This is a genomic window from Tepidamorphus gemmatus (assembly GCF_004346195.1).
Taxonomy (GTDB): domain Bacteria; phylum Pseudomonadota; class Alphaproteobacteria; order Rhizobiales; family Tepidamorphaceae; genus Tepidamorphus; species Tepidamorphus gemmatus.
The window spans coordinates 102,288-125,757 of record NZ_SMAK01000008.1 but is presented as its reverse complement, the minus strand read 5'-3'; the positions used below and the strand labels follow the sequence as shown (position 1 = coordinate 125,757).

The following is a 23,470-nucleotide window of genomic DNA, read 5'->3' as shown; positions in this document are numbered from 1 at the left end:
ACGGGCGACTACTCGCCCGCCTCGGAACTCGCCGGCTTGCCCGACTTGGGCTTCCTGCGCCGCTTCTGCTGCTGGTCGGGCTTGTCGGCGTCCTCGTCGGCGAACTTCGCCTTCTGGGCCGCCTTGCGCCTTTCGGCCTCTTGCCTGGCCAGATCGGCCTCGCGTTTGGCGATCTCGGCGCGCTTCCTGGCGCTGAAGGTCGCCACCACATTGCCGAACAGGTCCGGCTTCACGCCCTGGCGACGCATGATCACGTACTGCTGGAGCACCGACAGCGTGTTGTTCCAGGCCCAGTAGATCACCAGGCCGGCCGGGAAGGAGGCGAGCATGAAGGTGAAGACCACCGGCATCCAGTTGAAGATCATCGCCTGAGTGGGATCGGGCGGCGGCGGGTTGAGCCGCATCTGGATCCACATGGTGAAGCCCATGATCAGCGGCCAGACACCTATCATCAGGAAGGACGGCGGATCCCAGGGGATCAGCCCGAACAGGTTGAAGATCGTGGTCGGGTCGGGTGCCGATAGGTCCTGGATCCAGCCGAAGAACGGCGCGTGGCGCATCTCTATGGTGACGAACAGCACCTTGTAGAGCGCGAAAAAGACCGGAATCTGCAGCAGGATCGGCAGGCATCCGGACAGGGGATTGATCTTCTCCTTCCTGTACAGCTCCATCATCGCCTGCTGCTGCTTCATCTTGTCGTCCTTGTAGCGCTCGCGGATCTCGAGCATCTGCGGCTGGACGAGCTTCATCCGGCTCATCGAGATGTAGGACTTGTTGGCGAGCGGGAAGAAGAACAGCTTGACGAGGATGGTGGTGATCAGGATGGCGACGCCGAAATTGCCGACGAGCTGGTAGAAGTAGTCGATGACGAAGAACAGCGGTTTGGTCAGGAAATAGAACCAGCCCCAGTCGATCAGCAGTTCGAACCTGTCGATGCCGAGCGCGGTCTCGTAGCCGTCGATCAGATCGACACGCTTGGCGCCCGCAAAGAGGTAGCTGGTGGTCTCGGCGGTGGCCCCCGGCGCAACAGACATCGCCGTGCGCAGGAAATCCGCCTGGAAGGTCTGCTTGCCGTTGACGGAGCCGGAGATGAACCGTGCCTCGTAGGAATCCTTCTGGTCGGGCACCAGCACCGCGGCCCAGTACTTGTCGGTGATGCCGAGCCAGCCGCCGGTCGCGGTGAAACGCTGCGGACCGTCATCGAGGTCGCTGTAGTCGATCTCCTGAAGGCCATGCTGGCCCAGGACACCGATCAGGCCCTCATGCAGGATGTAGAAGCCCGCGACATGCGGCATTCCGTGGCGCGACACGAGGCCATAGGGCAACAGCGAGACGGCCGTATCGCCCGTATTGCGGACCGAGTCCGTCACGGTGAACATGTAATTCGCGTCGATCGCGATCTGGCGGGTGAATTCCAGCCCCTGATCGCTGGTCCAGGTCAGGGTCAGCGGCGTGTCGGGCGTCAGGCGGGCGCCCTCGGGAGCGGTCCAGACCGTCTGCGGACCCGGCACCTCGACTCCCGGCGTTTCAGCCACCCAGCCATATTCGACATAGTAGGGGTCAGGGCTGCCGGACGGGGACAGGAGCACGATGTTCGGGCTGTCCGGCTTCACCGTCACCCGGTAATCCTTCAGCACCACGTCGTCGATGCGGCCGCCGCGCAGCGAGATCGAGCCACGGACCAGCGGATTGTCGATGGCGATGCGCGCACTCTGGGCCAGTGCGGCCTCGCGGGTGGTGGCCGTGGCAGGTTCCGTGCCGGTCGCCGGGATGCTGACCGAGCCGGGAGCGGTGGTGGCCGGCGAGGTCGATCCGTCCGAACCCGGCCGCAGCGAATCGCCCGACTGGGCCTGACCCGACTGCATCTGCACCGCCTGCTGCTGGCGGGCCTGCTCCAGGGCCTGCTGCCGTTCCATCTGGGGAATGGCGTAGAAATACTGCCAGGCGATCAGGATCACCAGCGACAGTGCAATTGCCAGGATATAGTTCCTGTTGTCACCCATGGGCTCGGTCCAGGCTCGGTTTCGGGGGCGTCCGGTGGATGCGTCGGAGCGCGCCCTCAAGATCGCCGACGATCGTGGCGAATGGCAGCTCCAGCGCAGCGCGGCGCCCGATCAGCACATAGTCGAAGCCGCAACAGGCGAGGCTGTCGCCATGCAGCCTCACCGCCTCGCGCAGCCGGCGCCGTACACGGTTGCGCTCGACGGCATTGCCGACCTTCCGACTGACCGTGAAGCCGAACCGTGCGGCACCGCCGTCGCCGCGCTGCCGCGCCTGCAAGACCAGCGAGCGGGCCGGAGCCTTGAGGCCGTCGCGCACGGCCAGAAAATCGGCCCGCCGCTTGATCCGCCCCGATCCGGAAACCTTCGGGCAGGCCGGCACCGGTCCGGGACCGGCCGACATCGGGCCCGCCGGGTCGGACGTCGTCAGGCCGACAGACGCTTGCGTCCGCGCGCGCGGCGCCGGGCGATCACCTTGCGGCCGCCGGTCGTCGCCATCCGCGCACGAAAGCCGTGCCGGCGCTTGCGCACGAGCTTCGAGGGTTGGTAGGTCCGTTTCACGTCCGTACTCCGGAGTTTCGGCTGGTTCGGTGAGCATCACGCTCGCCCAGAGCATCTTCCTGATGGATGGAAAGGCCGGACGAATCCCGCTCCTCCCGGCGCTCGCGGGCGACGCCAAGTCGAGCGGGCTTATACGAGAGAGGCCGCGGACAAGTCAACGCGACTCGGCACCGGTGATGCTGATCACGGCAGGCCACGCAGCTTCACTTCCCGGTGAGACAGCTCGCAGGCGCTTCCATCATGGGAGGCTCGGCGTGAATGTCTGATCACGCTAAAGGTGAGCGCTGCGAGCCCGATGCCCATCGCCAATTCCCGCCCCGGCAGGCAGCCCGGACCGGTGCCCATGCAAAGCCGCGACAAGGTGGATCGCCCGCCCGAACAGGACCCTGCAGCGACGCTCGACGGTTTCGCCGCCGGGCCGGCGGTCGCGACCGCGCGGATGGCCCGGCGCTGGCTGCCGCTCGCAGGTGTCGTTGTCGTTGCCGCGCTCGCCGTCTGGCAGGGTTGGCATCGGCATCTGACCCTCGAGAACCTGCTTGTCCATGAGGCGACCCTGCGCGGGCTCGTCTCGGACAACTATGCTCTGGCCCTGGCCGGCTACGCCCTCGCCTATGTCGGCCTGGTCGCGCTGTCGCTGCCCGGCGGCCTAGTGCTGACGCTCGCCGGCGGCTTCCTGTTCGGCTGGCTCATCGGCGGCGCCGTCACGGTGCTTGCGGCGACCATCGGAGCGACAGCAATCTTCCTCATCGCCAGATCCTCGCTCGGCGAGGTTGTCGCCCGCGCGGCAGGGCCGCGTCTTGCGGGGCTGGCCCGTGGTTTCCGGACCAATGCGCTGAGCTACCTCCTGTTCCTGCGACTCGTTCCGATCTTCCCGTTCTGGCTGGTGAACATCGCACCCGCCCTGCTTGGCGTGCGGCTGTCGACCTATGTCGTGGCGACGCTGGTCGGCATCATGCCGGGCACCTTCGCCTTCGCCTTCGCCGGCGAGGGGCTGCACGGCGTGCTGGCGGCCCAGCGGGAGGCCTACGAGGTGTGCCTTGCCGCCGCGCGTGCGGCAGGCGCAGGTCCGACCGCCACGTGCAGTCTTTCGTTCAGCCCCGGCTCGCTGGTGACGCCGGAACTGGTCGCGGCGCTATTCGTGCTGGGCCTGCTTGCACTCCTGCCCGTGGTGGCCCAGAAGGGGCCGTGGCGCAGACCCGGCGCAGATGGCCGATCCTGATCGACATCAGGCTGAGGGCAGGATCTTGAACGAACTCACACCCGACATCTGCGTCATCGGCGCCGGCGCTGCCGGCCTGTCTGTCGCCGCAGCAGCGGCCGCCTTCGGCGTTCCGGTGGTGCTGGTCGAACGCGGTGCGATGGGCGGCGACTGCCTGAATGTCGGTTGCGTGCCGTCGAAGGCGCTGATCGCTGCCGGCCGACGCGCGCAGGAGATGCGCGAGGCGACGGCTTTCGGTATCACCGCGGTCGAGCCGCAGCTCAACTTCCGCAGGGTGAACAATCACCTGCGCGGGGTGATCGCGGGGATCGGCCCGACCGACTCCGAGGCGCGCTTCCGTGCCATGGGTGTCACCGTGATCAAGGCCGAAGCGCGGTTCCTCGACCGGTCCACCGTCGTCGCCGGCGAGACACGCATCAGGGCACGGCGGTTCGTGGTGGCAACCGGCTCGCGGCCGGCCATTCCGGCGATTCCCGGCCTCGCGACGGTCGATTACCACACCAACGAGACAATCTTCTCGATCACCCGCAAGCCCGTCCATCTGATTGTCGTCGGCGCCGGCCCGATCGGTCTGGAGATCGCCCAGGCGATGCGTCGGCTCGGCAGCGAGGTCACCGTGATCGAGGCCGGAACACCGCTCGGCCACGAGGATCCCGAGCTTGTCGCGGTGGTGCTGGAACGGCTGCGGCGGGAGGGCGTCAGCCTGCGCACCGGCATGGCGATTCGGCGGGTCGAGCCGCGCCGCAGCGGAGTCCGGGTGATCCTCGCAGGCGCGGACACCGAGGTGACGGTCGACGGCTCGGACCTGTTGATCGCCGCCGGTCGCCAGCCCGTGACCGACGGACTTGCCCTGGACGCAGCGGGCATCATCGCCGGCCCGGCGGGCATCAAGGTCAACAGCAAGCTGCGAACCACCAACCGCCGCGTCTATGCCCTCGGAGACGTCATCGACGGGCCGCGGTTCACCCACGTCGCCAGCTACCAGGCCGGGATCGTCATCCGCAACATCCTGTTCCGGCTTGGCGCGAAGACGGATTACGGCTCCCTGCCGCGCGTTACCTATTGCGATCCGGAACTGGCGCAGGTCGGTCTCACCGAGGCCGAGGCGCGCCGGCGCCGCCGCACGATAAGGGTCGTGCGCTGGCCCTATGCCGAGAACGACCGCGCGCGGGCGGAGCGGCACACCGAGGGGCACATCAAGGTGATCGCCGCACCGAACGGCAGGATCCTCGGGGTCGGCATCTGCGGCGAGAACGCCGGAGAGATCATCCAGCCCTGGGTCCTGGCGCTGCAGCAGGGACTAGACCTCAAGGCCATGGCCGGTCTGGCGTCGCCCTACCCGACCCTGACCGAGATCGGGCGGCGTGCCGCGCTCGAGTTCTACCGACCACGTTTGACGAGCCCGTGGGTGCGGCGCATCATCGCACTGTTGCGCCGGCTTGGCTGAATCGGCGACGACAGGCAGCCGCCGGGAGAGCAGGACGGAACGGGGCAAGGCAGACCGGACACACGTGCCCGACACGTCGGTGACAGACGAGACCCCGTCGACCCGCAGGCGCGGCATCGGCCTGTCGGGCAAGCTCCTCGTGCTCACGATCCTGTTCGTGATGATCTGCGAGGTGCTGATCTACGTGCCGTCGATCGCCAATTTCCGGCGCGGCTGGCTGAAGGACCGGCTCAGTGCCGCGCAGACGGCAGCGCTGGTGCTCGAGGCAGCTCCCGACAACATGGTACCGAAGGAGCTGGAGCTCGAGCTGTTGCGACAGGTGGGGGCCTATACCGTTGCCCACAAGCGCAGCGGTACCCGGCGGCTGCTAGCGATCTCGGACATGCCACCGACCGTCGAGGCAAGCTACGATCTGCGCGAGATGAGGATTCCGGAGGAAATCCGGGCAGCGTTCGAAACGCTGGCTGCGCACGACGGGCGCACGATCCGGGTCGTCGGCGAGGCGCCGGCGGGCGGCGAATTCATCGAGATCGTGATGGACGAGAAGCCGCTGCGCCGGGCGATGCTGACCTATTCGATCAACATCCTCACCCTGTCGATCCTCATTTCGGTGTTCACCGCCGCCCTCGTCTACCTGACGCTGCACCGGCTGCTGGTGCGGCCGATGCGCCAGCTGACAGCGGCCATGGTGGCCTTCGCTGAAGCCCCCGAGGATCCGACGCGGATCATCCAGCCTTTGGACCGCGACGACGAGATCGGCATCGCCAGCCGCGAGCTCGCGCGGATGCAGCGCCAGCTCGTCGGCACGCTCAACCAGAAGAACCGCCTGGCGGCACTCGGACTGGCAGTCTCGAAGATCAACCATGACCTGCGCAACATGCTCGCCTCGGCGCAGCTCGTCGTCGACAGGGTCGGCGAGGTGCAGGATCCGCTCGTCCAGCGGCTCGCGCCGAAGCTCGTGCGAACGCTCGACCGGGCCGTCAACTTCTGCACCAACACCCTGCGCTACGGCAGCGCCCGCGAATCGCCGCCCGAACGCCGCATGCTGCCGCTCGCGCCGCTGGTCGAGGAGGTCGGCGATACGCTGGAACTGGCCGCCGACCGCAAGCTTGCCTTCGTCAACGCGGTGCCGGCCGATCTGATGATCGACGCCGACCCGGAACAGCTGTTCCGGGTTCTCGTCAATCTGACACGCAACGCCGTCCAGGCGATCGAGAGCCGCGGCGACGAGAGCGGGCACGACATGGTGCGCGTGTCGGCCCGGCGTGACGGTGCCGTCGTCACAATCGAGGTGGCCGATACCGGGCCGGGCGTCCCCGCCAAGGCGCGCAGGCACCTGTTCGAGGCGTTCCACGGCTCGGTGCGGCCGGACGGGATCGGCCTCGGCCTTGCCATCGCCGCCGAACTCGTCCAGGCGCATGGTGGCGAGATCCTGCTGGCCGAAGGTACGCTCGGCGCGACCTTCCGCATCGAGATCCCCGACCGCGTGGTCGAGCTGAAGCCGCGTCGCGGCGGCCGGGCGAGCGCTTGAGAGCGTCGGTTCCGGCTGCCCCGGGATGCCCATGGCGCCACCATCCGGCCACACGCCTCCCGGGTCGATCCGGACGAGATCGGCGCCGCGCGATTCCCTTGCAATCCGTCTCCGATCCGATTAGGTATCCGTCGCGCGCCGGCCCGATGGGCCGACAGCCACATCCGCGCCGCATAGTCGGCCGATGGGCGCCCGTAGCTCAGCTGGATAGAGCACCAGACTACGAATCTGGGGGTCAGGAGTTCGAATCTCTTCGGGCGCGCCATCACTCGGAGATCCTGCTCGCAGATCGAGCCGTCGCCCTGCCCTAGCGCAGGCACCTGAGCAGGTATGAGACAGGTCCCGCGAAAGGGTGCCGCGCCGGCAACGTCGTCATGACGACCGGACCGGCCGGCCATGTCGTCAAGCCGGAATGGCCATCCGTCCGACGCGCGGGCCAGCGCGTCGGCCAATCCGGGGGCCACGCCACGCCGCCGGCTCCGCCCCGCTGGCATCTCGCAGCCCATCCGCCTTGCTGCACGTCATCGCGCACCATCAGTACCGCCCCGCACATTTGTCCGACAAAGGCCGGACGAACCGTTCTCAAGAGACTTTGGGCGGTTGCGTGTGGGCTGAACGCCGCCGTGACCGTCAAACCGGCATGGGATTGACTCGGTTGCAGAGGTCGGGCAAGGCTTTGTCCGACAAACGGCAGATCAAGAAGAATGAAGATGTCGGGGGTGGTGGCCGACCGTTTCGCGCGGATCAAGGTGCCGTCCGCGTACCAGCTGGTCGCGGAGGCGATCGAGCGCGAAATCCTGTCGGGCAGACTCAAGCCCGGCGACGAGATCGGCACGGAGGCCGAGCTCGTCCGCCAGTTCGGCGTCAACCGGTCGACAGTGCGCGAGGGGATCCGGCTGCTCGAGCAGAGCGGCCTCGTGCAGCGCGAGTCCGGCCGAAGGCTGCATGTCTGTCTGCCGCGGTACCGCAGCCTGTCGAGCCGGATGAGCCGGGCGATGATCCTGGATCAGGTGACCTTCCGCGAGATCCACGAAACGGCGATGGCCCTGGAGCTGGCGGCGGTCGAGGCCGCCGTCGAGCGCGCCGACTGTGCCGATCTCGATGCGCTGGAGGCCAACTACCGCAAGTCGGAGGCGGAGATCGCCGACCCCGTCCGGCTCGCGGAAATCGACACCGAGTTCCATGCGCTGATCGCCCGGGCCTCGCATAACCGGGTGCTGGAGCTGGCTCGCGAGCCGGCGGCGTTGCTGTTCTTTCCCACCACCGAGCTGGTCTGCCGCCGCGTACCGGAAGGCGCGGGACGCATGGTCGCCGCACACCGCGAGATCATAGACGCAATCAGGGCACGCGATGCCGAAGCCGCCCGGCTGTGGATGCGCCGCCACGTCGCCGACTGGCGCAGGGGGTTCGAGCGCGCCGGCCGCGACATCGACGAACCGGTCGGGCGCATGGCCAACCTGATCAGCCCCGGCGGAGCCTACACATGAGCACAGTCTCCGCCTCACATCCCGGCTCCGGCAACGCGGCGCGCCTAGAGGTAGACGGCGTGTCGCTGTCGTTCGGCGGCCTCAAGGCGCTGCGGGACGTCTCGTTCGAGGTGGAGCCAGGCTCGATCACCGCGCTGATCGGGCCGAACGGCGCCGGAAAGACGTCGATGTTCAACTGCATCTCCGGCTTCTACCACCCGCAGGCCGGTACCATCCGCTTCGACGGGACCGACGTCACCCGGATGCACGCGCCGCAGCGCGCCAAGCTGGGCTTTGCCCGCACCTTCCAGAACATCGCGCTGTTCCGCGGCATGACGGTGCTCGACAACATCAAGCTCGGTCGTCACGCGCACATGTCGACCAACGTGTTCCAGGCTCTGCTCTACTGGGGCAGGGCGAGCCGGGAGGAGATGGAGCTGCGCGAGGAGATCGAGCGGCGGATCATCGACTTCCTGGAAATCGCCCATATCCGGCACATGCCGGTCGCCTCGCTGTCCTACGGCCTGCAGAAGCGGGTGGAGCTCGCCCGGGCGCTCGCCATGCGCCCGCGCATCCTCATGCTCGACGAGCCGGTCGCCGGCATGAACCGCGAGGAGACCGAGGACATGGCCCGCTTCATCCTCGACGTGAAGGAGGAATGGGGCACCACCATCCTGATGGTCGAGCACGACATGGGCATGGTGATGGACATCTCGGACCATGTCGTCGTGCTGAATTTCGGCGAGGTTATCGCGCGTGGCCTGCCGCGCGAGGTACAGGCCGATCCGCGCGTCGCCGAGGCCTATCTCGGCAGCGGCGATCCGGCGGCGTTGATGGCGAAGCTCAAGGCCGGCAGCGAGGCAGCGTGATGGACTGGCTGTTCTTCATCGAGGTGTCGCTCGCCGGGCTTGGCTCGGGTGCGCTCCTGTCGCTGACGGCGATCGCCTTCGTGCTGATCTACAAGGCAACGCGGGTCATCAATCTGGCGGTCGGCGAGGTGCTGATGCTTGGCGGCTACCTGTTCTTCGCCTTCGCGGCGGGGCTCGGCCTGTCGGCCTGGGTCGCCATCCCTCTCGCGATCGCCGGCGGCGGGCTGCTCGGCGCCGTGGTCGAGCGCGGCATGATCCGCCCGATGCTGGGCGAGAGCCCGATCGCGGTGTTCATGGTCACGATCGGCCTCGGTTCGGTCATCGTCGGTTTCGTCGAACTCGTCTGGGGTACGGACCCGCGCGCCCTGCCCGCCGTCATGGGCAACGCGCCGATCTTCATCGGCGAGGCCTACATATCGCGCAAGATCGCCATCGCCTTCGCGATTGCCGCGGCGGTGATCCTCCTCTTCGTGCTGCTGTTTCGCTACTGGCGCGGCGGCGTCGCGCTGCGCGCCACCGCGACCGACCAGGCGGCGGCCTATTCCTGCGGCATCAACGTGCCGGGCGTGTTCTCGCTCGCCTGGATCATCGGTTGCGCGGCGGCCGCGGGCGCCGGTATCCTGCTCGGCCAGATCGGCGGCATCTCGCCGACCATGGGCGTCTTCGGCCTGTCGGCGCTGGTCGTCGTCATCGTCGGCGGACTGGATTCGGTCGCGGGCGCGCTCGTCGGCGGGCTGGTGATCGGGCTGATCGAATCCTGGGCCGGCACCTATCTCGGCGGCGAGTACAAGATCGTCACCACCTTCGGTCTTCTCATCGTCACCCTGTTGATCCGTCCCTACGGACTGTTCGGCACGGCCGAGATCGAGCGTCTGTGACATGCAGATCGCGACCGCCAAACGCAGCTACCGGGCCGACGAGGCGCTGCTGACCACGCGCCCGCAACGGGTCTGGATGGGCATCCTCGCCGCGACGCTCGTGGCCGCGCCGTTCTTCCTTGACAACTACTGGCTCTATCTCGCCTGCTTCGTTGCGATCAACGTCGCGAGCGCCACCGGCCTCAACATCCTGACCGGCTATACCGGCCTCGTCAGCCTCGGCCAGGCCGCGTTCATGGCCGTCGGCGCCTATACCGTGGCGATCCTCGAGATCCGGCTGGGAACGCCGTTCCTGCTGAATCTCGTCGCCGCGGGCGCGGTCACCGCGCTGGTCGGCATCGTCGTCGGGCTGCCGAGCCTGCGGGTCAAGGGACTCTATCTCGCCATCGCAACGATCGGGGCCTCGTTCATCCTGCACTTCATCTTCGTCAACTGGACGCAGATGACCAACGGCAACAGCGGCCTCAGCCTGCCGCCGGCCTCGTTCATGGGCACGCCTTTGACCAGCTACTTCCAGCTCTACTGGGTATTCGTGCCGATCACAGCGCTGATGGTGCTGGGCGCCGCCAACCTGTTCCGCACGCGCGTCGGGCGCGCCTTCATCGCGATCCGCGACCGCGACATCTCGGCTGAGGTGCTGGGCATCTCGCTGCTGCATTACAAGCTGACCAGCTTCGCCGTGTCGTCCTTCTATGCGGGCGTCGCCGGCGGCATGTGGGCCTACTTCTTCCGCGTCGTCACGCCGGAGAGCTTCCCGTTCATCTATTCGATCTTCTTCCTGGCCGCGATCATCGTCGGCGGGATGGGTACCATCCTTGGCGGCATCCTCGGCGCCGTCTTCATGACGATGGTACCGGAACTGCTCCGTTTCGTGGTGGACTGGCTGGCCCCGGTCATCCCGAACGCGGCGACGCTTCTGTCGCCGGTACGCACCATCGTCTTCGGGGCGCTGATCATCGGCTTCCTGCTGTTCGAGCCGAAGGGGCTCGCCGAGATCGTCCACCGCATACGCCGCTTCTTCCACCTCTGGCCGTTCCGCAAGTGAGCGGACCAACCGCAAGCACCTGGGAGGACAACACCATGCTTGGCCTGAAAACCGGACTGACGAGACGAACGCTGGTCGCCATGTCGGCGGCAGGACTGCTGACGGCGGCACTGCCTGTTCAGGCCAGTGACGACATCGTCATCGGCGGCTCGATCCCGCTCACCGGCGTCTTCGCCTTCGCCGGGGTCGGCATCGAGGCGGGAATCCAGGACTATCTGAAGATCCTCAACGAGGCCGGCGGCATCGACGGCCGCAAGGTGCGGCTCGAGTTCGAGGACACCGGCTACAAGGTGGACGCCTCGGTCGCCGCCTTCAACAAGATCACCAGCCAGCACGACGTCCACCTCTACTACGGGGACTCGACGGGCTTTGCGAAGACCATCAATCCCGAGCTCAACCGGATGGGCACGATCCTGATGGCGGGTGCCTCGTTTGCCACCGAGCTCAACAATCCCGATGCCTTCCCCAACCAGTTCATGGCGGGGCCGGACTATTCGGAGATGATCGCGATCCTGCTCGAATACATCGCCCAGGAGAAGCCGGGGGCGAAGATCGTGCTGGTCAATTCCGACACCGAGTTCGGCCGCGATCCGATCCCGGCCACCCGCGAGAAGGCCAAGGCGCTGGGGCTCGAGATCGTCGAGGAGATCATCACGCCGCCGACCGCCGTCGACGTCTCGACCGAGGTGCTGAAACTGCGCCGGGCGCGTCCCGATTACACGATCTTCCACGGCTATATCCTGGCGCCACTGCCTGAGTTCATGACGCAGGCCAAGCAGCTCGGCCTGGAGACGAAGTTCATGGGCACGTTCTGGTCGATGGACTCCTCGATCTGGGCACAGGTCGGCGAGGCGGCGGACGGCTTCATGGGCGTGATGCCCTACCGGTACTACTATGACGATGCCGCCGACGCGCCGATGCTGGCGAAGATCCGCGAGATGCGTCCAGAGTACCAGCCGACGCCCTACATCCAGGGCTTCCTTACCGCGATGCTGTTCACCGAGGCGGCGAAGCGGACGCTCGAGGCCGGCAAGGAGCTGAACGGGCCGAACCTCAAGGCGGCGCTGAACTCGATCGAGAATTTCGATACCGGCGGCATCATCGGCACGCCGATCTCGATCCCCGGCAACTCGATCCCGGTCGGCCGCATCTATCGCTACGACGCAACCGCCAAGCAGATGGTGCCGGCGTCCGACTGGATCAATCTCAAGGAATGACGCGATGGCTGCGGAGCGCATCCTCGAGATCAACAACATCGAGGTCGTCTACAACAAGACGGTCCAGGTGCTCCGCGGCCTCTCGCTCGCCGTCGAGCGCGGCAAGATCGTCACGCTGCTCGGCTCGAACGGGGCCGGCAAATCGACGACGCTGAAGGCGGTCTCGAACCTGCTGTTCCTGGAAAACGGTGCCGTCACCGCCGGTTCGATCCGCTTCGACGGCGCTAACATCACCTCGACCACGCCGGACGGCCTCGTCCGGCGCGGCCTGTTCCACGTCATGGAGGGCCGCCGCATCTTCGAGGACCTGACGGTGGAGGAAAACCTGACGGCGGCGACCTTCGCGCTGTCGGGGCGCGGGCTCAAACCCACCCCGTTCGACCTCGTCTATCAGTATTTCCCGAGGCTCTACGAACGCCGGCAGGGACGCGCGGGATACCTGTCGGGCGGCGAGCAGCAGATGCTGGCGATCGGTCGCGCGCTGATCGCGCAGCCCTCGCTGATCCTGCTCGACGAACCCTCGCTGGGATTGTCGCCGATCCTGGTCGAGGAAATCTTCACGATCATCGCCTCGATCAACCGAGACACTGGCGTCTCGATGCTGCTGGTCGAGCAGAACGCCGCCGTCGCCTTCGCGGTGGCGCATTACGGCTACATCATGGAGACCGGCAAGATCGTCCTCGACGGGCCGACCGAGCGGCTGGTCAGGGATCAGGACGTGCGGGAATTCTATCTCGGCATGGCCGGCGGCGAGGGCCATCGCAGCTACCGGGACGTCAAGCACTACAAGCGTCGCAAGCGCTGGCTGTCGTGAGGGACGCGATTATGGCGCACCACTTCCCCGAGCTGACCCTGCCGCAGATGCTGCGCCAGCACGCGCGCGCAACGCCGGGACGGATCGCGATCCTGCAGAAGGATTTCGGCATCTGGAACCCGGTCAGCTGGCGCGACTACTACGAGCGGGCCTGCGATAGCGGGCACGGCTTCGTCGCGCTCGGTCTGGGGCCGAAGGGCCATGTGGCGGTGCTTTCCGAGAACCGCGTCGAATGGGTGCTGGCGCAGCTCGGCGCCGGCATCGTCGGGGCGGTGACGATCGGCGTCTATCCGACCAGCCCGGCCAACGAGGTCGCCTATGTGCTTGAACATTCCGACAGCGAGATCGTCGTCTGCGAGGACCAGGAGCAGCTCGACAAGGTGATCGAGGTGCGCGAGCGGCTGCCGAAGCTCAGACGCATCGTCGTGATCGAAACCAAGGGCCTGCGCAAATACCCGGCCGATCTGGTGATTTCCTATCAGGGGCTGGAGGAGCTCGGCCGCGCACACCGGCGCGAGCATCCGGGCCTTGCGGAGGAGCGCCTCGCCGCCCAGACGCTCGCCGACATCGCGCTGATGATCTACACCTCCGGCTCCACCGGAAAGCCGAAGGGGGCGATGCTGAGCTACGGCAACATCCGCGCCCAGGCGATCGCCTTCGCCGACCGGCTCGGCCTCGATGCCGCGACGACGCATCTGTCCTACCTGCCGCTCTGCCATGTCGCGGAGCAGATGACGACAACGATGGGGCCGATCTATCTCGGCTCGCAGATCGCCTTCGGGGAGTCGATCAGCACCGTGCAGGAGGACCTGCGCGAGGTGGCGCCCAGCATGTTCCTCGGCGTGCCGCGCATCTGGGAGAAGCTGCACTCCTCGATCTACATCCGGATGCTGGAGGCCGGCGGCTGGCGGCGCGGCCTGTTCGACTGGGCGTGCCGGGTCTGCGAGCCGTTCGCCGAGACGCCGCGGGCGAAGCGGACGATCGGCCAGCGGCTGACCTTCGGTCTGTGCTACCTTCTCGTCTTCCGCGCGCTGCAGAATTATGTCGGCCTGCGCCGGGCCCGCATCGCCATGACCGGGGCGGCGCCGATCTCGCCAAAGATCGTCCGCTTCTTCCGCACCATCGGCATTCCGCTCATCGAGGTCTACGGTGCGACCGAGTCGAGCGGCATTGCGCTCGGCCAGACGCGCGAACGCCTGGTTCCCGGCTCGGTCGGCTCACCGGTAAAGGGGGTCGAGGCACGAATCGGCGACCAGGGCGAGCTGTTGCTCAGGGGCGATACGGTATTCGCGGGCTACTACAAGAACGCCGAGGCGACGGCCGCGGCGCTGCGCGAGGGCTGGCTGCATACCGGCGATGTGGTGGAGATGGACGAGGTCGGCGAGTTCCGCATCGTCGACCGGCTGAAGGACATCATGATCACCGCCGGCGGCAAGAATCTGAGCCCTTCGGAGATCGAGAACACCGTCAAGAGCAGTCCCTACATCAAGGAGTGCATCGTCATCGGCGAGGGCCGGAAATATGTCTCGGCGCTGATCCAGATCGACTTCGAGACCGTCGCCAAATGGGCGGAGGAGCATGGCATCGCCTATACCAACTTCCGGAATCTCGCCGAGAACCCGGCTGTCCGTGACCTCATCGACGCCGAGATCCGGACGGCGAACGGACAGCTCGCCAAGGTCGCCAACATCCGCCGCTTCCACCTCCTCACCAAGGAACTCGATCACGACGACGACGAGGTGACGGCGACGATGAAGGTCCGGCGCGCGAACATCCACCAGAAGTATGCGGCCGAGATCGAAGAGCTCTACGCGCCGGCGCGCTAGGCTGTCCCGAAGGCTGCTTGAGACGAGAGGAAATCCGACCATGGCCCTGCCTGCGACCCTGGCAAACCGGCTGCGCCTGCCCGCAATCGCCGCGCCGATGTTCCTCGTCTCCGGCCCGGATCTGGTGGTCGAGACGTGCCGGGCCGGCGTGCTGGGGACCTTTCCCGCGCTCAATCAGCGCACCAGCGACGGCTTCCGCAGCTGGCTCGACGAGATCCGCGCGAGGCTCGCCGACACGCCAGACGCCGCGCCCTACGGGGTCAACCTGGTCGTTCACCGAACCAATCCACGGCTCGCCGCCGATCTCGAGATCGCGGTCGCCGAGAAGGTGCCATTGATCATCACCTCTCTCGGCGCGGTGCGCGACGTGGTTGACGCGGTGCATTCCTATGGCGGACTGGTGTTCCACGATGTCATCAACCGCCGACACGCCGAGAAGGCAGCGGAAGCGGGCGTCGATGGCATCATCGCGGTCAGCGCCGGTGCAGGAGGGCATGCGGGCACGCTGAGCCCCTTCGCGCTGATCGGCGAGATCGCGTCCTTCTTCTCCGGAACGATCATCCTGTCCGGCGCGATGAGCAACGGCGCGCAGATCGCCGCGGCCCGGATGATGGGCGCCGACCTCGCCTATCTCGGCACACGCTTCATCGCCACGCGGGAATCGCTTGCTCCCGAGGGTTTCAAGCAGATGATCGTCGACTGCACGGCAGCGGACATCGTCTACACCCCGAACATCTCCGGCGTGCACGCCAACTTCATGCGCCCGAGCCTCGTTGCCGCCGGCCTCGATCCCGACAACATTCCCAGCCACGGCGCGCTTGACATGCACAACGAGGCGAAGGCCTGGCGCGACTTCTGGTCGGCTGGCCAGGGGGTCGGCACGATCCACGACGTTCCGGCGGCAGCCGAGCTGTGCCACCGGCTGATCGGAGAATACCGGGCGGCCATGGCCGCAGCAGCGCACGACCCCTTCGCGCAAAAGGCCCCCGCCTGACGCCGGCCTGAGTCCGGCCCAAGTCCGGTCCGACCGACGGCCGCACGGCCGAAGGTCGGCTCGCCTGCCACGCGCGCCCGCTTCACCGTTCGGCGCGGACGATCCTTCCCTTCTCATGCCTTCTCGGGCGGTCGGCTCCCGGCGCCGCCGCATGGCCAACACCGCGCCATTGACAGCGCAGATACGATACCCTTTAGTGTCCGACAAACCGACACTAAATGGCCACTCGACGGCCGTGCGGCGCGAGCGGCGACGATGGCCGCGATGCCAGGGAGGACTGCGGCGGTGGCGCTCAGGCGCAAGCAACTGCATGTAGAGCACGCCTATCGACAGGTCTCGGCCGAGCTGGAGGCCCAGATCCTCGACGGGACGCTGCGACCGGGCGACCAGCTGCCCGGCGAGGTCGAGATGGCAGCCATGTTCGGCGTGAACCGTTCGACCGTGCGGGAGGGTATCCGCCGGCTCGAGAGCGAGGGGCTGGTACGCCGCGTCTCGCCGCGCAGACTGGAGGTCAGTCTGCCGCGCGCCAAGGATCTGGCCTCGCGTCACACCCGTGCGCTCAGGCTGATGGAAATCACCTTCCTGGAACTGTGGAACGTCGCCATCGCCACCGAGCCGCTCGCAGCCGAGCTCGCCGCACGCGCGGCGTCGGAGGCAAACATCGCCGCACTTCTGGAGAACCAGCAGCGGATGATCGCGGTCGTCGACGCCGGCGCCAGCCCGGTCGAACTCGACACCGCCTTCCATACCCTGGTCGCCGACTGCACCGGCAACCGGGCGCTGACGCTGGCGCGCGAGCCGATTGCCGTGCTGCTGTTCTCCGGTCTGGAGGTGCTTGTTCCACACCTGCCGCAGGCGCCGCACCGCCAGATCGTCGCGCATCAGAAGGTGATCGACGCCATCCGGGCCGGCGATCCCGACACCGCGCGCGACTGGATGCGTCGGCATCTGGAGGATTTCCGGCGGGGCTTCGAGCTGGCGAAGCTGCCGCTCGATGCGCCGATCATGCCGCTCGCGCAGAGGCAGGTCGAGCAATGAGCCGCTATCGGGACAAGGTCGGGCACACGATCGACTTCGATCCGCAGCGCCTCGCCGCACGCCTCGGCGGCGGCGAGATCGCGGTCTGCCGCATCGCGGGGGGCCAGTCGAATCCGACCTACTTCGTCGAACACGGCGGCCGCCGGATGGTGCTGCGCAAGCCGCCGTCGGGGGACACCCTGCCGTCCGCCCATGCGGTCGATCGGGAATACCGGATCATGGCAGCGCTCAGGCCGACCGGGTTTCCGGTGCCCGAGATGATCCTTCTCGAACAGGACCCCGAGCCGATCGGCACACCGTTCTATCTGATGGAACGGCTCGAGGGCCGGGTGTTCCATGACAGCGCCCTGCCCGGCCTCTCTGCCGCCGATCGTCGCGCCATGTGGCGCACCACCGCCCGCACGCTAGCCCGGCTGCATACGACCGACTGGCAGGCCATCGGTCTCGGCGACTTCGGACGCACCGGCGGCTATTTCGCGCGCCAGGTCGCGCGCTGGACCAGGCAATGGCAGCTGTCCCAGACACGCGAGGACGCCAACATCGAGGCCCTGAGCGCGTGGCTCGCCGCCAACATTCCGCCGGACGAGCACACGAGCATCGTCCACGGTGATTTCCGCATCGGCAACATCATGTTCGCCCCCGATACCGCGGAGATCGCCGGCGTCCTCGACTGGGAGCTGTCGACGCTCGGCCATCCGCTCGCCGACGTCGCCCATCTCGGCACGTTCTGGGATTTCGCGCCGGACGAGCTCGGCGGCATTGCCGGCCTCGATCACGCGGCCATGGGGCTGCCCGAGCGCGAGGCGTTCTTCGACGACTATCGGGCCGCCGGCGGCTTCGAGGCGCCGGTCACGGCGTTCCACCGCGCCTTCGCACTGTTCCGCTTCGCGGTGATCTTCGAGGGCATCGCCGCGCGCCACCGGTCCGGCATCGCGGCGAGCCCCGATGCGATGCGCGTCGGCCGGCTGTCGGCAGCCTGCGCGGCGCGGGCAATCGGCATCCTGTCGCGCGACGGGATCTGAACCGGAGACAACGGCCATGGACTTCGACTACAGCCCCAGGACGCGCGAGATGATCGACCGGCTGGACGGCTTCATGCGCACGCACGTCCTGCCCGCCAACCAGGCGTTTCACGAGACGGCTGCGCGTGGCGAATATCCGCTGGCGATCCTGGAACCGCTGAAGGCGAAGGCCTATGCGGAGGGCCTGTGGAACCTGTTCCTGCCGGATCTCGAGGAGACCGATCCCGGCACGCGTCTGTCAAATCTCGAATACGCCCCGCTTGCCGAGATCATGGGCCGGGTGCCGTGGTCGTCGGAGGTGTTCAACTGTTCGGCGCCGGACACCGGCAACATGGAGATCCTGAAGCGCTTCGCCACGCCGGAGCAGAAGCAGAAGTGGCTCGATCCGCTGCTGCGCGGCGAAATCCGCTCGGTCGTCGGCCTGACCGAGCCGGACACCGCGTCCTCGGATCTGACCAATCTGACCACCACCATCCGCCGCGACGGTGATCACTACGTCATCAACGGGCGCAAGTGGTTCTCGACCGGGGCCAGGCATCCCAACGCGAAGATCTGCCTGCTGTTCGGCGTTTCGGACCCAAGTCCCGACGCCCCCCGCCACCGCAGGCATTCCTTCGTCATCGTGCCGCTGGACGCGCCCGGCGTCGAAGTGGTGCGCGATGTGCCGATCATGCATCACCACGCGCCAGAGGGACATTGTGAGGTGGTCTATCGCAATGTCCGTGTGCCGGTGGAGAACCTCCTCGGCAAGGAGGGCGATGGGTTCCTGCTCGCCCAGGAACGGCTCGGCCCCGGGCGAATCCACCACTGCATGCGCACCATCGGCCAGTGCGAGCTGGCGCTGGAGTTGATGTGCGACCGGGCGCTGCAGCGCTCGACCTTCGGAAAGACGCTGGCCGAACGGTCCAACATCCAGGACTGGATCGCCCAGTCCCGCTTCGAGATCGACCAGGCGCGGCTGCTGGTGCTGCGCACCGCCTGGAAGATGGACCGCGAGGGCACCAAGGCCGCACGTGTCGACGTGTCGGCGATCAAGGTCGTGGCCGCCCGTCTGCAGACCAATGTCGTCGACCGGGCGATGCAGGTGTTCGGCGCCGCCGGCATCACGCCCGACACCCCGCTCAGCTACCTGTGGAGCTGGGGCCGGGCGTTGCGCTACATCGACGGGCCGGACGAGGTGCACCTGATGGTGATCGCGCGCGAGGAACTCGCCAAGGCAAAGGCAGCGACCGGCCGCAACGCTGCGCACTTCGTGCGGCCGCATTGAGGTCGGACATGGCGCACCCGACGGACTTGCGGCGCGAACTGCATTTCGGCGACCGGGTCATCCTGTGCGCCGTCGACCGGCCGGCGAACGTCCATGCGATGTTCGCCGCGGCTGTGGCCTCGCGGCCGCAGGGCGAGGCGCTGATCTGCGGCAGCCGGCGAATGCGCTATGCCGACCTCGACGCGGAGGTGGCGCGCATTGCCGGCGGCCTCGCGGCGCACGGGATCGGGCGCGGCGACCGGGTGGCGCTGCTGATGGGCAATGGCATCGCGTTTGTCGTCCTCACCTATGCGGTCGCCCGGCTGGGTGCGATCCTCGTACCGCTGTCGATCCGCGACCAGATGCCAGGCATCCGCCATGCGCTTACCGATTCCGGCGCCAGGATGATCGTCGCCGAGGCGGGTGTCGCCGGGATCGTGCCGCCGGCGGCGGAGACGCCGGATCTCGTGCACCGTGTCGCCATCGGTGCCGCCGATGGCTTCGCCGACTACGAGTCGCTGCGCGCCCATCCGCCGGTCGGCGAGGCCGTTGACCTTGGCGAGGAGGAGATCGCCGCAATCCTCTACACGTCCGGCACCACCGGCCGCCCCAAGGGCGCCATGCTGACCGGCCTCGGCATCGTCCATTCGGCCTCGAATTACTGCACTGCGATGGCGCTGGGGCCGGAAGATCGCACAATCATCGTCGTGCCGATGAGCCATGTGACCGGTCTGGTCGCCGGCATTCACGCTGCGGTACGGGCCGGAGGCACGATCATCGTCGAACGCGAGTTCGACGCGGTGCGCTTCCTCGAGCTGGCGGCGCGCGAGCGGATGAGTTTCACCGTCTTGGTTCCCGCGATGTACAATCTCTGCCTGCACCGGGCCAACCTCGCCGCCTACGATCTGTCGGCCTGGCGGGTCGGCGGCTATGGCGGCGCGCCGATGCCGGAACCGACCATTGCGCGGCTGGCCAGGGAGTTGCCCGGGCTCGGGCTGATGAACTGCTACGGCGCGACCGAGACGACATCGCCGGTCACCATCATGCCGGCCGCCCACACTGCCACCCACCGGCTCAGCGTCGGCCTGCCGGTCCCCGGCGCCGAAATCCTGGTGATGGACGAGGACGGACGCGAACTACCCCCCGGCCAGCCGGGCGAATTGTGGCACCGAGGGCCGATGGTCGTTCCCGGCTACTGGCGCAACGCGGAGGCGACCGCACGCGAGTTCGTCTGCGGCTTCTGGCGATCCGGCGACATCGGTTCGAAGGATGCCGACGGCTTCGTCTACGTCCACGACCGCAAGAAGGACATGATCAACCGCGGCGGCTACAAGATCTTCACCGCGCAGGTGGAGAGTGTGCTGCTGGCGGCGCCCGGCGTGCGCGAGGCCGCCGTCATTGCCAAACCCTGTCCGATCCTCGGCGAGCGCGTGCACGCAGTGGTGACGCTCGCCGGCGACGTGACGCCCGACGAGGCAGCGCTGGCCGCCCACTGCGCGGCCGAACTCGCCGACTACCAGTGTCCCGAGAGCTTCACCTTCCGGGTCGATCCGCTGCCGCGCAATGCCAACGGCAAGGTGATGAAGCGACTGCTGCGCAGCGAACTCGGATTCGTCAGCGATGGCTGACCAACAACGACCCGGCGCCGAACCGGCGCGGGGCCTGAACGTCGTCAAACGAAACAACCAAAGGGAGACCACGCCTATGACCGCCACCACCCGAAAGGGACTCGCCGCCCTCGCTGCCATAGCGACCCTCGCCACCAGCACCGTCGCTCCCGGAGCTTCCGCCGTGGAGCTGACGATCTCCTCCTCGCTGCCGCAGGTGCACTTCTGGACGGGCCAGTTCCTCGATCCGTTCGCCGATGCGATGGAGGCCGAGACGGACGTCACCTTCACCCGCTTCTATGCCGGCGAGCTGGTCGGCATCGGCCGCGACCTCGATGCGCTGCAGGGGGGAACGGTGGACGTCGCCTCGCCGCTGCTGGCGCCCTATCATCCGGGCATATTCCCGCTGTCGGACATCACCCAGCTGCCGGTCTACAACACCGACTCTCCGGCAGTCACCCGGGCCTTCCAGAACCTGCTCGACAGTGACGTTGAACTGAAGGACGGCAAGACGTTCTATGACTACGAGATCGGCGACAAGGGCATCGTCGCCTGGGCACTGGGTGCGACCGGGGCCTATGCGATCTCGACCTCGGGCAAGGAGATCCGGACGCCGGCCGACTTCCAGGGTCTGCCGATGCGGGCCGGCGCCGCGCTGCAGACGATGACGCTGGAGCGGCTCGGCGTCACCCCGGTGACGATGCCGGCTGCGCAGGCCTACGAGGCGCTGTCGCGCAAGACCATCGAGGGCATCCTGCTGTCGGTCGCCGACTGGAAGTCCTACTCGCTCACCGACACGCTGAAGTTCACCATCGACGGCGTGGCGCTCGGCCACTGGGAATCCTACCACGCGATCTCGCAGCAGGCCTGGGACCGGCTGACCGACGCGCAGAAGCAGGCCTTCGACCGCATCGCCCGCGAGACCGCGCTAAAGAATGCCGAGTTCATCGAGGCGCAGGCCGACGAGGTGCGGGCCGAGGCAGAGGGCAAGGGCGCGGTGTTCCTGATGGTGGAAGACCTGTCGCCCGAGCTCCAGGCGCACATCGCCACCGCCGCGCGCGACACCTGGGCGCAGTGGATCGAGCAGACCGAGGCCAATGGCCATCCCGCTCGCGCCGCCGCGAAGCTCTGGGCGGAGCTGATCCAGGCCGAGGGCGGTGTCCTGCCCGAAGGCGTCAAGGAACTGCTGGCCGACTGACGGCAAGGCCCACCATCGCAGTGATCCCGGACGCCGCGTCCGCAGCGGTCCGGGATCGCGGCGCTATCGCTTCCGAGGGATGGCCGCACCGATCCCCGTCTCAAAACGCTGCCGCGCCCGGCCGGCATGAGCGAGGATGGGTCGGCCATGGTACGCGCGGGTGGCAACGCCCCCGCCGGATTTGGAGAGGTCCTGCATGCCGACGCACGAGGCCCTGCTGTTCGCGACCGCCTGGTTCGGTGTGTTCCTGGTGCTCGGTCAGAATGTCGCGACCGTACTGCTCGGCACCGGCATCCTCGGCATGTGGCTGATGCGCGGAACGCGGCTGTTCGACGGGCTGCTTGCGCCCGACATCATCGCGACCGCCTCCTCGTACTCGCTGTCGATCATTCCGCTCTATCTGCTGATGGCGCAGTTCCTGCTGCGCGGGCGGGTGGTGGAGGACCTGTTCCGGGTGGGCTACCGCCTCGCCGGCCGACGGCGCTTCCCGCTCGGCGCGGCCACCATCATCTCGGGCGGGCTGCTCGGCGCGGTGTCGGGGTCCGGCGCCGCCACTGCGGCGGCGCTCGCCACCATGGCGGCGCCGCAGCTGCAGGCGGTCGGCTACACGCGACGGTTCTCGATCGCGCTATCCGCCGTCGCCGGCTCGCTGTCGGCGATCATCCCGCCCTCGATCATCATGATCCTCTACGGCTCGCTGACGCTGGTGCCGGTCGGACACCTGTTCATCGGGGCGATGCTGCCCGGCGTGCTGTGCATCCTCGTCTATATCGCCTGCCTCTATCTGTTCGGCGAAACCGACCGTGATGCCTCGCCGACGATGGAGGCGACCGCCGTCTCGCCGCAAAGCCTCGCCGCCTTCGTGTTCGTGCTGGCGCTGATGACGGTGGTGTTCGGCGGCATCTATGGCGGGATCATCACCGCGGCCGAAGCCGGCGCGGTCGGCGCCTTCGTCGCCCTGATCGGCATGCTGGCGATGCGTCGGATCGGCCTGCGCGACATCGCCGCTGCGTTGGTCGATTCGGTGAAGGTCACGTCGATGCTGATGATCATCGTCATCGGCGCCCAGATCTTCGGGCGGTTCCTGTCGCTCTCGCGGGCGCCGCGCGAGCTGCTCGCACTGTTGGAGCCTCTGCTGGCAAGCCCGAGCCTGCTGGTGACGCTCCTGCTCCTCGCCTTCTTCGTGTTCGGGCTGTTCCTGGAATCGGCGGCTGTCATGGTGCTGCTGATCCCGATCATCATGCCGGTGCTGGCCGCAGCCCAGGTCGACCTGCTGTGGTTCGGCGTCATGGCCTGCTTCATGATCTCGCTCGGCCTGCTCACGCCCCCGGTCGGCCTGTCCACCTATGCCGCCTGCGCCGCCGCACGTCATCCGGTGGCGCCGATCTTCAACCGAACCGGGCTGTTCGCCCTGGTCGCGGCGATCGTCGTGTCGGCCGTGATGATCGAGTTCCCGGCCGTGGTGACCTGGCTGCCGAGCAGGATCCAGTAA

20 protein-coding genes and 1 tRNA gene are annotated in these 23,470 nt (G+C 67.4%); 18 read left to right on the top strand and 3 right to left on the bottom strand.

Translation table 11 applies throughout. The features are described from left to right. Positions 1-8: 8 nt before the first annotated feature. The 3 genes from yidC to rpmH are packed head-to-tail and all read right to left on the bottom strand — an operon-like array spanning position 9 to position 2,561. Positions 9-2,003 carry a membrane protein insertase YidC gene (yidC, locus tag EDC22_RS13480; RefSeq protein WP_132807193.1) on the bottom strand — a complete coding sequence of 665 codons (1,995 nt, stop codon included), beginning with the start codon at positions 2,001-2,003 and terminating at the stop codon, positions 9-11. Beyond that, the gene (rnpA, locus tag EDC22_RS13475; RefSeq protein ID WP_132807192.1) at positions 1,996-2,403 is read right to left on the bottom strand and encodes a ribonuclease P protein component; all 408 of its coding nucleotides are present in this window, start codon (positions 2,401-2,403) and stop codon (positions 1,996-1,998) included. The genes yidC and rnpA overlap by 8 nt, the downstream gene beginning before the upstream one ends. A gap of 23 nt (positions 2,404-2,426) precedes the next feature. Beyond that, entirely contained in the window at positions 2,427-2,561 is a 135-nt protein-coding gene (gene rpmH / locus EDC22_RS13470) for a 50S ribosomal protein L34 (protein ID WP_132807191.1), read from the bottom strand. A 343-nt stretch (positions 2,562-2,904) separates the two neighbouring features. Between rpmH and EDC22_RS13465 the strand changes: the two genes are divergently transcribed. The 18 genes from EDC22_RS13465 (at position 2,905) to EDC22_RS13380 (ending at position 23,470) form a co-directional block, all read left to right on the top strand. Beyond that, positions 2,905-3,780, top strand: a complete 876-nt coding sequence (locus EDC22_RS13465; RefSeq protein ID WP_245499761.1) for a TVP38/TMEM64 family protein — start codon at positions 2,905-2,907, stop codon at positions 3,778-3,780. Between the two features lie 25 nt (positions 3,781-3,805). Further along, entirely contained in the window at positions 3,806-5,227 is a 1,422-nt protein-coding gene (locus EDC22_RS13460; protein WP_342635145.1) for a dihydrolipoyl dehydrogenase family protein, read from the top strand. Positions 5,228-5,306: 79 nt separating this feature from the next. Then, on the top strand, positions 5,307-6,758 hold the full coding sequence (locus tag EDC22_RS13455) for a sensor histidine kinase (RefSeq protein WP_245499760.1): 1,452 nt from the start codon (positions 5,307-5,309) through the stop codon (positions 6,756-6,758). Between the two features lie 188 nt (positions 6,759-6,946). Continuing rightward, positions 6,947-7,023, top strand: a tRNA-Arg gene (locus EDC22_RS13450). A gap of 439 nt (positions 7,024-7,462) precedes the next feature. Beyond that, positions 7,463-8,245: a FadR/GntR family transcriptional regulator gene (locus tag EDC22_RS13445; protein WP_245499759.1), complete on the top strand. Its 783-nt coding sequence runs from the start codon at positions 7,463-7,465 to the stop codon at positions 8,243-8,245. Further along, complete coding sequence (locus tag EDC22_RS13440) at positions 8,242-9,093, top strand: ABC transporter ATP-binding protein (protein ID WP_132807190.1); 852 nt, start codon at positions 8,242-8,244, stop codon at positions 9,091-9,093. The genes EDC22_RS13445 and EDC22_RS13440 overlap by 4 nt, the downstream gene beginning before the upstream one ends. Beyond that, positions 9,093-9,971: a branched-chain amino acid ABC transporter permease gene (locus EDC22_RS13435; RefSeq protein WP_207903782.1), complete on the top strand. Its 879-nt coding sequence runs from the start codon at positions 9,093-9,095 to the stop codon at positions 9,969-9,971. Before EDC22_RS13440 ends, EDC22_RS13435 begins: the two co-directional genes overlap by 1 nt. A gap of 1 nt (position 9,972) precedes the next feature. Continuing rightward, a complete protein-coding gene (locus tag EDC22_RS13430) occupies positions 9,973-11,016 on the top strand; it encodes a branched-chain amino acid ABC transporter permease (RefSeq protein ID WP_132807188.1) in 1,044 nt (347 codons plus the stop codon). Positions 11,017-11,051: 35 nt separating this feature from the next. Further along, positions 11,052-12,233: an ABC transporter substrate-binding protein gene (locus EDC22_RS13425; protein WP_132807187.1), complete on the top strand. Its 1,182-nt coding sequence runs from the start codon at positions 11,052-11,054 to the stop codon at positions 12,231-12,233. Between the two features lie 4 nt (positions 12,234-12,237). Then, positions 12,238-13,047: an ABC transporter ATP-binding protein gene (locus tag EDC22_RS13420; protein ID WP_132807186.1), complete on the top strand. Its 810-nt coding sequence runs from the start codon at positions 12,238-12,240 to the stop codon at positions 13,045-13,047. 11 nt (positions 13,048-13,058) lie between these two features. Further along, positions 13,059-14,873 (top strand): AMP-dependent synthetase/ligase, encoded by a 1,815-nt coding sequence (locus EDC22_RS13415; protein ID WP_132807185.1) that lies wholly within the window; start codon positions 13,059-13,061, stop codon positions 14,871-14,873. 40 nt (positions 14,874-14,913) lie between these two features. Continuing rightward, positions 14,914-15,867, top strand: a complete 954-nt coding sequence (locus EDC22_RS13410) for an NAD(P)H-dependent flavin oxidoreductase (RefSeq protein ID WP_132807184.1) — start codon at positions 14,914-14,916, stop codon at positions 15,865-15,867. 264 nt (positions 15,868-16,131) lie between these two features. Continuing rightward, positions 16,132-16,905 carry a FadR/GntR family transcriptional regulator gene (locus EDC22_RS13405; RefSeq protein ID WP_132807183.1) on the top strand — a complete coding sequence of 258 codons (774 nt, stop codon included), beginning with the start codon at positions 16,132-16,134 and terminating at the stop codon, positions 16,903-16,905. Beyond that, positions 16,902-17,927: a phosphotransferase family protein gene (locus EDC22_RS13400; RefSeq protein ID WP_132807182.1), complete on the top strand. Its 1,026-nt coding sequence runs from the start codon at positions 16,902-16,904 to the stop codon at positions 17,925-17,927. Before EDC22_RS13405 ends, EDC22_RS13400 begins: the two co-directional genes overlap by 4 nt. 16 nt (positions 17,928-17,943) lie before the next feature. Beyond that, the gene (locus EDC22_RS13395; protein WP_132807181.1) at positions 17,944-19,194 is read left to right on the top strand and encodes an acyl-CoA dehydrogenase family protein; all 1,251 of its coding nucleotides are present in this window, start codon (positions 17,944-17,946) and stop codon (positions 19,192-19,194) included. 8 nt (positions 19,195-19,202) lie between these two features. Further along, the gene (locus tag EDC22_RS13390; protein WP_132807180.1) at positions 19,203-20,801 is read left to right on the top strand and encodes a class I adenylate-forming enzyme family protein; all 1,599 of its coding nucleotides are present in this window, start codon (positions 19,203-19,205) and stop codon (positions 20,799-20,801) included. Between the two features lie 76 nt (positions 20,802-20,877). Beyond that, positions 20,878-21,978 (top strand): type 2 periplasmic-binding domain-containing protein, encoded by a 1,101-nt coding sequence (locus tag EDC22_RS13385; RefSeq protein WP_132807179.1) that lies wholly within the window; start codon positions 20,878-20,880, stop codon positions 21,976-21,978. A 196-nt stretch (positions 21,979-22,174) separates the two neighbouring features. Continuing rightward, positions 22,175-23,470, top strand: coding sequence for a TRAP transporter large permease (locus tag EDC22_RS13380; RefSeq protein WP_132807178.1), 1,296 nt, complete (start codon positions 22,175-22,177; stop codon positions 23,468-23,470).

Bases quoted from the DNA above. Each gene is read 5' to 3' on its own strand.
- EDC22_RS13415 (WP_132807185.1), top strand. From the start codon at position 13,059: ATGGCGCACCACTTCCCCGAGCTGACCCTGCCGCAGATGCTGCGCCAG.
- yidC (WP_132807193.1), bottom strand. From the start codon at position 2,003: ATGGGTGACAACAGGAACTATATCCTGGCAATTGCACTGTCGCTGGTG.
- EDC22_RS13435 (WP_207903782.1), top strand. From the start codon at position 9,093: ATGGACTGGCTGTTCTTCATCGAGGTGTCGCTCGCCGGGCTTGGCTCG.
- EDC22_RS13390 (WP_132807180.1), top strand. From the start codon at position 19,203: ATGGCGCACCCGACGGACTTGCGGCGCGAACTGCATTTCGGCGACCGG.
- EDC22_RS13465 (WP_245499761.1), top strand. From the start codon at position 2,905: ATGCAAAGCCGCGACAAGGTGGATCGCCCGCCCGAACAGGACCCTGCA.
- EDC22_RS13425 (WP_132807187.1), top strand. From the start codon at position 11,052: ATGCTTGGCCTGAAAACCGGACTGACGAGACGAACGCTGGTCGCCATG.
- EDC22_RS13380 (WP_132807178.1), top strand. From the start codon at position 22,175: ATGCCGACGCACGAGGCCCTGCTGTTCGCGACCGCCTGGTTCGGTGTG.
- EDC22_RS13440 (WP_132807190.1), top strand. From the start codon at position 8,242: ATGAGCACAGTCTCCGCCTCACATCCCGGCTCCGGCAACGCGGCGCGC.
- EDC22_RS13405 (WP_132807183.1), top strand. From the start codon at position 16,132: ATGCCAGGGAGGACTGCGGCGGTGGCGCTCAGGCGCAAGCAACTGCAT.
- EDC22_RS13400 (WP_132807182.1), top strand. From the start codon at position 16,902: ATGAGCCGCTATCGGGACAAGGTCGGGCACACGATCGACTTCGATCCG.
- EDC22_RS13385 (WP_132807179.1), top strand. From the start codon at position 20,878: ATGACCGCCACCACCCGAAAGGGACTCGCCGCCCTCGCTGCCATAGCG.
- EDC22_RS13410 (WP_132807184.1), top strand. From the start codon at position 14,914: ATGGCCCTGCCTGCGACCCTGGCAAACCGGCTGCGCCTGCCCGCAATC.
- EDC22_RS13445 (WP_245499759.1), top strand. From the start codon at position 7,463: ATGAAGATGTCGGGGGTGGTGGCCGACCGTTTCGCGCGGATCAAGGTG.
- EDC22_RS13430 (WP_132807188.1), top strand. From the start codon at position 9,973: ATGCAGATCGCGACCGCCAAACGCAGCTACCGGGCCGACGAGGCGCTG.
- EDC22_RS13395 (WP_132807181.1), top strand. From the start codon at position 17,944: ATGGACTTCGACTACAGCCCCAGGACGCGCGAGATGATCGACCGGCTG.
- rnpA (WP_132807192.1), bottom strand. From the start codon at position 2,403: ATGTCGGCCGGTCCCGGACCGGTGCCGGCCTGCCCGAAGGTTTCCGGA.
- EDC22_RS13420 (WP_132807186.1), top strand. From the start codon at position 12,238: ATGGCTGCGGAGCGCATCCTCGAGATCAACAACATCGAGGTCGTCTAC.